At 44.9% G+C, this 10,551-nt stretch carries 12 protein-coding genes and 1 pseudogene; 5 read left to right on the plus strand and 8 right to left on the minus strand.

Annotated elements, in window-relative coordinates; genetic code table 11:
• Positions 1–336 precede the first annotated feature (336 nt).
• The 6 genes from BJP37_RS19470 to BJP37_RS19495 form a co-directional block, all read right to left on the minus strand.
• Complete coding sequence (locus BJP37_RS19470; RefSeq protein ID WP_075901226.1) at positions 337–2,268, minus strand: ABC-F family ATP-binding cassette domain-containing protein; 1,932 nt, start codon at positions 2,266–2,268, stop codon at positions 337–339.
• 273 nt (positions 2,269–2,541) lie between these two features.
• Positions 2,542–3,384: a prohibitin family protein gene (locus BJP37_RS19475; protein WP_075901228.1), complete on the minus strand. Its 843-nt coding sequence runs from the start codon at positions 3,382–3,384 to the stop codon at positions 2,542–2,544.
• A gap of 146 nt (positions 3,385–3,530) precedes the next feature.
• Entirely contained in the window at positions 3,531–3,665 is a 135-nt protein-coding gene (locus BJP37_RS43685; protein ID WP_269087027.1) for a hypothetical protein, read from the minus strand.
• A 185-nt stretch (positions 3,666–3,850) separates the two neighbouring features.
• Positions 3,851–5,560, minus strand: coding sequence for a helicase HerA domain-containing protein (locus BJP37_RS19480; protein WP_075901230.1), 1,710 nt, complete (start codon positions 5,558–5,560; stop codon positions 3,851–3,853).
• 421 nt (positions 5,561–5,981) lie between these two features.
• Positions 5,982–6,134, minus strand: coding sequence for a hypothetical protein (locus BJP37_RS19490; RefSeq protein WP_158069671.1), 153 nt, complete (start codon positions 6,132–6,134; stop codon positions 5,982–5,984).
• A 171-nt stretch (positions 6,135–6,305) separates the two neighbouring features.
• Positions 6,306–7,097 (minus strand): glutathione S-transferase family protein, encoded by a 792-nt coding sequence (locus tag BJP37_RS19495; protein WP_075901234.1) that lies wholly within the window; start codon positions 7,095–7,097, stop codon positions 6,306–6,308.
• 1 nt (position 7,098) lies between these two features.
• Here BJP37_RS19495 and BJP37_RS39595 point away from each other — a divergent pair, with 1 nt between their 5' ends.
• Positions 7,099–7,515, plus strand: coding sequence for a hypothetical protein (locus tag BJP37_RS39595; RefSeq protein WP_158069672.1), 417 nt, complete (start codon positions 7,099–7,101; stop codon positions 7,513–7,515).
• Here BJP37_RS39595 and BJP37_RS19500 read toward each other — a convergent pair.
• Positions 7,429–8,115: a TIGR04283 family arsenosugar biosynthesis glycosyltransferase gene (locus tag BJP37_RS19500; RefSeq protein WP_075901236.1), complete on the minus strand. Its 687-nt coding sequence runs from the start codon at positions 8,113–8,115 to the stop codon at positions 7,429–7,431. The genes BJP37_RS39595 and BJP37_RS19500 overlap by 87 nt on opposite strands.
• A gap of 153 nt (positions 8,116–8,268) precedes the next feature.
• Here BJP37_RS19500 and BJP37_RS44340 point away from each other — a divergent pair.
• The 4 genes and pseudogenes from BJP37_RS44340 to BJP37_RS41315 all read left to right on the plus strand — a co-directional run.
• Positions 8,269–8,322, plus strand: a pseudogene (locus BJP37_RS44340) (hypothetical protein); the annotation flags it as partial.
• Positions 8,297–8,509 (plus strand): hypothetical protein, encoded by a 213-nt coding sequence (locus tag BJP37_RS19505; protein WP_330359444.1) that lies wholly within the window; start codon positions 8,297–8,299, stop codon positions 8,507–8,509. The pseudogene BJP37_RS44340 and the gene BJP37_RS19505, both read left to right, overlap by 26 nt.
• A gap of 154 nt (positions 8,510–8,663) precedes the next feature.
• A complete protein-coding gene (locus BJP37_RS19510) occupies positions 8,664–9,251 on the plus strand; it encodes an IS607 family transposase (protein WP_075901240.1) in 588 nt (195 codons plus the stop codon).
• 193 nt (positions 9,252–9,444) lie between these two features.
• Positions 9,445–9,678 carry a hypothetical protein gene (locus tag BJP37_RS41315; RefSeq protein WP_198954115.1) on the plus strand — a complete coding sequence of 78 codons (234 nt, stop codon included), beginning with the start codon at positions 9,445–9,447 and terminating at the stop codon, positions 9,676–9,678.
• Here the strand turns inward: BJP37_RS41315 and BJP37_RS19515 are convergent.
• Complete coding sequence (locus BJP37_RS19515; RefSeq protein WP_075901242.1) at positions 9,608–10,240, minus strand: TIGR04282 family arsenosugar biosynthesis glycosyltransferase; 633 nt, start codon at positions 10,238–10,240, stop codon at positions 9,608–9,610. The genes BJP37_RS41315 and BJP37_RS19515 overlap by 71 nt on opposite strands.
• Positions 10,241–10,551: the final 311 nt, after the last annotated feature.

Genomic DNA, 10,551 nt, shown 5'->3' on the forward strand with positions numbered 1-10,551 from the left:
GCTTGACAATCTTCCCTAAAACCTAACCCCTAAAACCTAACCCCTGTAAGATTTTTAATTAGCTTGTCACCCCCTGAGATGGTTCTTATAGATTATGGTATAGATTATGCTTACTCAACGGTAGTTAGCTCAATTATGGGTCGGGTAGCGTCGCCTTTCGGGCAAAGCCCGACGCTGCCCGAACGGCCAATCACAAGGGTTGTTAGCTTAATTATGCGTATGGAACGGTAGGAGCGCAACGGTAGAATTACAGCGATGGTGATCTAAGTTATGGGAACGCGCCCCGCGTGACCTAGGGTAAAGGGTAGCGTGGCCATAGGCCAATCAGCTTATCATCTAATATTCCCGTTCGGCCAACTCCATCCAACGCTCAGTTGCTGTATCAATTTCTTGAGTCAACGCCTCTAAGGTCTGATAAAGTTTCTGGACTTCACTGGTGTTTTTGGGAGGGGATTGATATAGGGTTTTCTCCAACTCAGCTTTCTGAGCTTCCAGTTGGGGAATCTGACTTTCGAGTTTCTCGAATTCCCGCCTTTCCCAATTAGACAGCCGACGGGGTTTGTTATTACTGGATGATTTTTTTGTGGAGGCCTCGACCTTAGAGGATTCAGGCTTTTTACTTTGAGTCTGAGCCATCTGTTGGGCTAGTTTTGCCTCTTCTTCTCGCTTTTTATCGATATAAAGGGAATAATTACCAGGATACTGACGTATGTTACCCTCAGATTCAAAGGCAAAGATTTTATCGACGGTGCGGTCTAGGAAATAGCGGTCGTGGGAGACTATAATTACACAACCATTAAACCCTTCTAGATACTCCTCCAGTACAGCTAGAGTTTGTACATCTAAATCATTGGTGGGCTCGTCAAGAATAAGTACATTGGGAGAACTCATCAGTACTTGCAACAGAAACAAGCGACGTTTCTCTCCTCCGGAAAGCTTATGAATTGGTGCATACTGTTGGTTGGGAGGAAATAAGAAACGCTCCAGCATCTGTGAGGCAGTAATTAATGTACCATCAGCGGTTGTGACATACTCTGCTACGTCTTTTAGGTAATCAATTACTCGCTGATTTTGATTAAGAGCTTCGAGCAAATCTTCTGAATGCTGGTCAAAGTAACCGATATAAATGGTAGACCCAATTTCAACGTTACCAGAATCGGGCTGAATGCGTGCAGTAATAATATCCATTAGGGTAGATTTCCCTACCCCATTCCCACCTATGATGCCAACTCGGTCATCGGGACTAAATTCGTAGGTAAAATCTTTGACCAGAATTCTACCGTCATAGCCTTTAGAAACATTGTCTAACTCAATTACTTTCTTGCCAATTCGACGACCAGGGGTAGAAATTTCTACTTTACCCTGAGCTTGTTTAAACTCTTTGGCTTGCATGTCGTGAATACGGTCAATACGAGCTTTTTGCTTGGTACTGCGAGCCTTTGGACCCCGTTTGAGCCATTCTAATTCTCGGCGCAATACCCCTTGATGTTTCCGTTGAGTACTGATGGCTGATTCTTCAGCTAAGACTTTTTTCTCTAAATAGTAGGAATAGTTGCCAGAGTAAGTATACAGGTCTCCCCGGTCAATTTCGATAATGCGGTTGGTGACCTGGTCTAGAAAATAGCGGTCGTGAGTAATCAGTAATATTGCTCCACGATAACTATTTAGGTAACTCTGTAACCACTCTACGGACATGGCATCGAGATGGTTTGTGGGCTCATCCATTAACAATACTTCTGGTTCCGCTAGCAAAGCGGCTGCTAATGCAATCCGTTTACGATAGCCACCAGACAACTGACCAATGGGAGCATCAAAATCAACTATTCCTAATTTACTTAGAATAATTTTTGCCTTTGTTTCTAGTTCCCAAGCTCCTGTGGCATCCATCTGCTGGGTTACACTTGATAGCTGTGCTAGCAGTTGGTTATCCTCGGGATTGTGAGCTAATTTCTGGGAAAGTTCTTCATACTCACGAATCAGAGTCATCTGCTGACCACTATCAGCAAACACTTGCTCTAAAACGGTATGATTGTCATCTAAGTCTGGTTGTTGGGGTAAGTAAACAATTTTAGTTTTGGGATTAATGGAGAGTTGACCAGCATCAATGGGCTCAAGACCAGCAATTATTTTTAATAGGGTCGATTTGCCTGAACCATTAGTGCCAATTAAACCAACTTTATCCATAGGATCTAGACTAAAGGTAGCTTCTTTGAGGATTTCTTTAATCCCAAAGTCTTTGCGAACGGATTGTAGGGTGAAAATACTCATGAAAAATTTATAGGAAAGGGAGTAGGGAGTAGGGAGTAGGGAGTAGGGAATAGGGAATAGGGAGTAGGGAGTAGGTAACAGGTAAAATAAATATGTCTTAAGCTTTACTTCGACTGCTATAAATTTATTTTTAAAAAACCCGCTTTCTAGATAGAAAACGGGTTTTTGTAGTTGTAATTTAACTACTAATACTCAACTGCAAACTATCAAACGTCCCACTAGTAACTAGCATTAAATTAAAGAGTTTTTGATAATTTTATTGACATTTTGATGCTATTGAGGTACGTTGTTTAGGTCAAAGATAAAGGGAACACTGCTATTCCTATCACCACCAATAACGAGAACTTTAGGCATCTGAGCCCCACCTTCTCGCCAAGCTGCGATCGCTTCTTTCTGGAGCACTAGTTCACCCCCTTGAGCTTTGAGGGTTTCGGCCAAAAGTCGTTGGGCTTCTGCTTTACCCTGAGCGCGATTAATTTCTGCTTGAGCTTCTTGCTCAGCCTGCTGTGCTATATAGACAGCTCGTTGGGCTTGTTGTTCAGCTACCTGTTTTTCTTCAACTGCCTTGGCAAATTCCCTAGAAAAATTCAGGTCAATCACACTAGTATCCAATACTTCGACATCATACTTGGCTAACCTTTCGCCCAAAGCCTTATCAAAATCTTCCTTTAACTGACTCCGTTGGGTAATGGATTCTTCAGCAGTACGAAGTGCGGCAGCTATTTTAAATGACTCTTGAGTCTGAGGGGCAATAATTGTGGCCACTAGATTCTGTAGAGTTCCTTGTTTTCGCCTGATGCTAACCACTTGACTGGGATCGAGGCGGAAGTTAATGGCGAATCGAGCGGTCAAATCCTGAAGATCCTTTGTGGAACTCTGGGCTGGGACTTCAAACTTCTGTACGGTGACATCATACACATCGACTATAGAGACGAAGGGCAGTTTGAAGTGGATACCTTCAAGCAGAGCGCCATCTCTAGCTTTACCCAAAATACTAAGGACTCCAGCCTGACCGGGATTGATGATTACAAAACAATTAAAGGTGAGGAGAATAACTAATGCTGCGATAATCCCCCCGAGTAAAGATTGCCAATTTTGTGGATTTTGGTTCCTCAAGTTTTAATCTCCTTTTAAATTATCCCCCGGATGAATCACAGGGGAATTAAGCCCTGATGTTACCAGATAGGGCATTTGCTAGATATCGTAAGCCTTATGGCATCATATCTTCAGCATACTAGAAAAGTTCGTCTATCAGCTATCAGCTATAGCAAAGGGAACAGGGAATAGGGAACAGGGAACAGGGAGTAGGGAGTAGGGAGTAGGGAGTAGGGAACAAAATTCTCAGCAATTCCTACACGGATTGCTATATTAGCTATCAGCTTATGGGCTACGCCCACGCTACACCGAACAGCTTATGGGTCACACAGGCTAGAAGCCTGTGCCACGCTAGTTGAGGTGCCACGCTAGTTGAGGTGCCACGCTAGTTGAGGTGCCAAAGGCCAACGGCTGACCACTGACCACTGACCACTGAGGGCTGACCACTGATAGCTGACCGCTGACTGCTGACTGCTGATAGCTTATCTCAAAACCCTATATCTTCCCTAGCTAATTGGGCGGCTAAAAATACCTCTTGATCGGACTTTTCTTGCCAATCTAGCTCCCCAATTTCCTGATAAAATTGTTGATCGTAAGCACGAGTCTTGACTACCACTGGCATTGGTACGGCATGTCCTAAAATTAAGGCTTGTTGTTTAGAATCGAGCTTGGCCAATACCGAACGCAAACTTTGGCCACCAGACACCCCAGTAAAAATTGCTTCAATATCTTTATCATCATTTAGCAAACAGGTAATCCGAGTTCCAATTTGAGACATGACTTCGTTATCAATTCCAGAAGGACGCTGGTCTACGACTAACAAGGTTACAAAATACTTGCGCATTTCACGGGCAATAATCCCAAAAATTGTTTGCCTTACTGTGGCTGGATCTAGGAAACGGTGGGCTTCTTCAATGGTAATCACTAGGGGACGGGGGCGATCGCTGGCATTTTTTGACTGCAAAAATATCTCGGCTTTTCTGACATAACTGCTATGAATACGACGGGTAATTAAATTAGTAGCTAACATATAGGAAAGCATGTTGGATTGGGAACCGAATTCTACGACAACATGCTTCCCAGCATCGAGAGATTCTAAAATTCGCTTGACATAATTATGGGGACAAGCACTACGGATATATTTTAATTCATCCAATCGGCTTAATTTGCGCTGTAATGCCATAATTGAGGACTTGTTGCCTCGTTTTACTTCGCAAAATTCCTGGATTTCTTCATTGGTCATGGAGAGCAGTTGCACAATCCAGGATTTGCCAAATTCATTGCGTAAAATAATGGCATTTTCTAGACTAGCTTCAGAAAGATTTAACTCTCCTCGGACTAGGTTGATATCTTCTACTTCAATCTGGTCATAACTCAGATAAAGCTCTTGGGCATCCCGAATCCCTCGTCGTCTGGTGGATTCTGGGTCGAGGGTATAAACTTGTACCTGGGATGGAAAAAGCTGACGCAATCCTTTGACTGTACTAAATTGTTTCCCTTCCGATACGGCTTCCCAGCCATATTCCGAGTGCATATCAAAAATTAAATTTACTGCTGCTTGCCTACGGATAATCCCAGATAGCAGTAGCCGAGTTAGAAAGGATTTACCGGTGCCAGATTTACCAAAAACCCCGTTACTGCGTTCTACAAACCGATCTAAGTCAATGCATATGGGGACTTCCATGTCAAGGGGTTGACCAATGGAAAAATTCCGGCGATGGGGGTCATCTTCTGAGCCAAAGACTGCCCGAAAATCCCGTTCACTGGCATCGTATACTTGAGAAAAATGGCTGGGAATTGTTTTTACTGGTAACAATTCCATCTCTTCGCTACTTTGAGCTTGAAAGGAGCCTAAGGGACTTTTTCCATTTAGTTCCACTGGCGGTTGTGACTGGGATTTTTGTGGCGTAAACATTAGCATCGGGGTTAAATTAATCGTACCGTAGGTGCCACTACCTGCGAGTACATCCCGTAGAAAGTCATCATTGGGATTAGGAGGATTAACCAGAATCCGCTGACTGGAGGTTCCCAAAGAGACATCGGTGAGCATACAGAAGAAACGCGATCGCATTCCCTGAACCACCAGAAATTTCCCCACTCGCATATCTTCTACGGAGACATCGGGGTGTAATCGCACTTCCAATCCAGCAGACAGAGAGCCTTGAATAACTGAACCTAAAGGTTGACTTAAATCCATTACCACAATTCTAGGACTATAGCAATCCTAAATCATTTGGGTTATAGGGAGTAGGGAGTAGGGAGTAGGGAGTAGGGAGTAGGGAGTAGGGAGTAGGGAGTAGGGAGTAGGGAGTAGGGAGTAGGGAGTAGGGAGTAGGGAGTAGGGAGTAGGGAGTAGGGAGTAGGGAGTAGGGAGTAGGGAGTAGGGAGTAGGGAGTAGGGAGTAGGGAGTAGGGAGTAGGGAGTAGGGAGTAGGGAGTAGGGAGTAGGGAGTAGGGAGTAGGGAGTAGGGAGTAGGGAGTAGGGAGTAGGGAGTAGGGAGTAGGGAGTAGGGAGTAGGGANGTAATCGCACTTCCAATCCAGCAGACAGAGAGCCTTGAATAACTGAACCTAAAGGTTGACTTAAATCCATTACCACAATTCTAGGACTATAGCAATCCTAAATCATTTGGGTTATAGGGAGTAGGGAGTAGGGAGTAGGGAGTATGGAGTAGGGAGTAGGGAGTAGGGAGTAGGTAGTAGGGAGTAGGGAGTAGGGAGTAGGGAGTAGGGAGTAGGGAGTAGGGTGCGTTAGGGGTGGGATTGCCATCATATTCAAGGTCCAGCGCCAGTAGCCCCGTAACGCACCACTTTTCTAGGCAATAGGCAAGCTAGCAAGCTAGTCCGCCCCGTAACGCACCATCGGGTCAAACTGACCACTGACCACTGACGGCTGACCGCTGACTGCTAACCGCTGACGGCTGACCGCTGACGGTAAATCTGATTAATCAATCTCAATTGATGTGGGTTGAGAATCACTGGGACTATCGGAAACTAAAGGTTTGCGATAATCAGCATAAATGCGATCGCGCCAAGCAAAAAAGGTTTCATAGAGGTTACTATCGGCAAAGCCAGGAATCCCTTGACCTTTATATTGCTGGGGGATATCGAGATAATTCCCATCGGGGAATTTCAGGAGCAGACTTAAACCGGCTACGGCAAAATCTGCTAAGCAAGGGGAGTTGCTGACTAGATAAGGACTATCCAGGAGCAATAGACTCAAGGCTTCTAGGTCTTGCTTGAGACCATCTTTGGCTTCCTTGACGGCATCAGTGCCACAACCGACACCAAACCCTAGAATATCTAAAAATTCCGAGGGTACGGAACCAACTACTGTTTTGAGCACATCCGGGGTTTGGTTCGGTAAGACCGATTTGCGGAAGTCGGGATTTTGACTCAATGCGCCATAGACCACTTTCCGGCTCTTGGTACCAATGGATTCATCTGCCCATTCTTCGATCAGTAAGCAGAGTCCTCGTTCTTTGGGATCGCTGGGGATGATGGGTTTGTCGGGATATTTGCGATCCAAATACATTGCGATCGCAGTGGAATCGCTAATCACGGTATCCCCATCTTTTAGCACTGGTACCTTACTTTGACCAGACAGTTGGAATAGTTCTAACTGTCCTACTCCTGGGGTTACCTCAATTTTGCGATAGTCCAGCTCTTTGTAATCCAGAATCAGTCGTACTTTCTCTGAGTATTGGGACAGTTCAAATTGATACAACTCCAGCATTTTGGATCTTCTCGCTGTTGATGTGGGACACTATGATACTTTAGCGCTTTCAGATGAAGAGACAAGGGTGTGGGGTGTGGGGTGTGGGGTGTGGAGAGTGGGGTGTGGGGTGTGGGGTGTGGGGTGTGGGGTGTGGGAAGATGGGGAGATGGGGAAATGGGGAGATGGGGAGATGTGGAGTGTGGGAGATCAGGAAAGTATAGCGCTTTCTAATCTAATCAGGTACACAGGATTTTTTAACTATTCCCTGTTCCCTGTTCCCTGTTCCCTGTTCCCGATTCCCCACTCCCGATTCCCGATTCCCGATTCCCGATTCCCGATTCCCGATTCTTTACCCTTTTGCTCGACGATACCAACCCACAATCCGGTGAGGAGAAACCCCCAAATGATAGGCAACGATCACCATTTGGTTAATTAATGTCGTTTTCACAACCCCTAAGGTCTGCCAGCGGCGTCCTGATGTTAGCACAGGTTGATTAAGGATAGTTATTTTACCTAGGTGGCGGAGGCGTCGCATTAAGTCAAAATCTTCCATAATCGGTAGATTCAGAAAACCACCAAGGTCTGTAAACACCTTAGTTTTGATAAAGATGGCTTGATCACCGTAAGGCAGGGAGCAAAAACGCGATCGCAAATTCACCATCCGTTCAATTAGCCTTACCCCCCGCAGGTTAGCATCAATAGCTAATTCAAAAGCACCAGCCACGGTGTCATAGTCTTGTAACCCTTCGCGAACTAACGTATCAAATCCTGTTGGTAAACGGGTATCAGCATGGAGAAACAGCAGAATATCTCCCGTAGCCACCGCAGCACCAGCATTCATTTGACTAGCGCGACCGGTACCAGCAGCTATAATCTTAGCACCCAGTGATTGTGCGATCGCAACGGTTTCATCGTAACTGCCCCCATCTACCACAATCACTTCCACATTAGACGCTTCCCTAACCGTAGCCAAAGTATCAGCTATGTGACTAGCCTCATTGAGAACCGGGATGATAATTGAAATTTTTACTATCACGCAAGACGTTTAGGCATTGTTTCTGACAAATTAGCATCCCTGACTAGGGAATAACCATTTTTTTATTAATTTCTATCCATATCTAGACATTTATTACGTAATAGCGATATAATAAAAGGTAAACAGCATTCAGCGGTCAGTGGTCAGTGGTCAGTGGTCAGTGGTCAGTGGTCAGTGGTCCGTGGTCAGTGGTCAGTGGTCAGTGGTCAGTGGTCAGTGGGCAGTGGTCAGTGGTCAGTGGTCAGTGGTCAGTGGTCAGTGGTCAGCCGTCAGTGGTCAGCTTATTTTATTGAAAAGCACCATCTGCAGGGTTATCACAGCGTCGAAGCCTGTGAATAACCCTGCAGGCTTCGACGCTGTGATAACCCATAAGCTGATAGCTGATAATAACTGATAACTAATAGCTGATAATAACCCATAAGCTGACGGCTGATAGCTGAACGCGCACGCGTGCGCGTAGCGCTTAAGCTGATAGCTGACGGCTGATAGCTGACGGCTGACTGCTGATAGCTGATTAAACTCAATTCAAATAAGGTGAGAAATCCAACATGTCAGGGTTAACCATTAGTATTGGAGAAGCAGCCAGTGAGCTAGGGGTCTCAGTTAAAACCTTAAGGAGGTGGGCAGATGCAGGAAAAATTAGGTCACAACGTTCTCCCAGTGGCCATCGGCGATTTTATGTAGCCGATATCAAACACATTACACCACGGAATGTCGGTCAGATCGATGATCGGATAACCATTAACTATGCCCGTATTTCAAGTCAAGACCAAAAAGAAGATTTAGTCAAGCAAATCAAGATTTTAGAGTCTTTTAGTACTGCTAATGGTTGGCAGTATGAGACAATCCAGGATTCAGCTTCCGGAATCAATTCCCAAAATAAAGGCTTACAGAAACTGCTCAAGCGCATCATGCAGGGGAATGTTGGCAGAGTTGTCATTACTCACAAAGATAGGCTGCTTAGAGTTAGCGCTGAATTAGTCTTTGCTATGTGTGAAGAATTCAATACAGAAGTAATAATTATCAACAAGTCATCAGAAGACATCAGCGTTGAACAAGAATTAGTCAAAGACATGATGGAGCTGATTACAATCTTTTCAGAAAAACTAGAAAGTGCTAAGAGTTCCAGAACGTAAGCTATTAGCTAAGCGCGTTTGTATTTGGGTTGTGAATATAGGATTTAAGGTAAAAGGGAACAGGGAACAGGGAACAGGGAACAGTGATGATATTTGTCGCTTTCAGTACTGAAATTGATTGAAATAAAAAGGGAACAGGGAACAGGGAACAGGGAACAGTGATGATATTTGTCGCTTTCAGTACTGAAATTGATTGTTATCACTTAATACTGGTGTAAAATCTCATATAAACAGGATTTTTTCCCAACTCCCGATTCCCGATTCCCGATTCCCGATTCCCGATTCCCGATTCCCGATTCCCGATTCCCAACTCCCGATTCCCGATTCCCGACTCCCGACTCCCGATTCCCGATTCCCTACTCCCGATTCCCTACTCCCATCAAATTTGATACTACCCATAAATCCTCTGGCCGGTCAACATCAGTAAGCTCGGAAAGCATCGCCATAGTTAAGTTAAGACTCTTAGCAATATCCACCGTTTGCTGCAAAACCTCAGATGTTCCCCAACTCACTCCGACAAACAACTCTGGAATCAATCGGCCTAGACCAACCAGATAGTAGCCGCCATCCTTAGCTGGTCCAAGTACTAAATCATGATTGTCTAGAGCCTCAAATGCCTGATTCATCACCGAACTATTCAAATCGGGGCAATCAATACCAATTATCACAACTTTGGTCATGCTTTCCGCAAACGATAACTGAAATGCCGAAGTGATTCGCTTGCCCAAATCCCCATCACTCTGAGGTTTATAGACCAGATTCGAGCCTAACCAATCCTCCATTAGCTGTTGATTACCACCAGCAAAATGGATTTCTACAGACACAGGGCGACCAGTTATTAATTCCTTGACCTGGGCAACAGTATGTTCCGTCATCCGACGTTGAAGGTTGGCCGCACCATCCGCTCCTAGAGCTGGTATCATCCGGGTTTTAGTCTTTCCGGGCTCTGGATAGCGGCTGAAAATAATTAGGCGTTCTGTCAGTATCATTATATGAAGGGAACAGGGAATAGGGAACAGGGAATAGGGAATAGGGAATAGGGAATAGGGAGTAGGGAATCGGGAATCGGGAGTCGGGAGTCGGGAGTCGGGAGTCGGGGACAATAATTATCACAATTACTACACCGATTTTTCTATAGTATTTATAATGCTATCACGAAAAATAATCTTAATTTATCATAACAGTAAAAACTCCTTGGATATCTTAACTACTGTTCCCTATTCCCTCTTACCTCTTACCTGCTCCCTACTCCCTACCGATTCGATTCCCGATTCCCGATTCCCGATTCCCGATTCCCGAT

This window comes from Moorena bouillonii PNG (assembly GCF_001942495.1).
Taxonomy (GTDB): Bacteria; Cyanobacteriota; Cyanobacteriia; order Cyanobacteriales; family Coleofasciculaceae; genus Moorena; species Moorena bouillonii.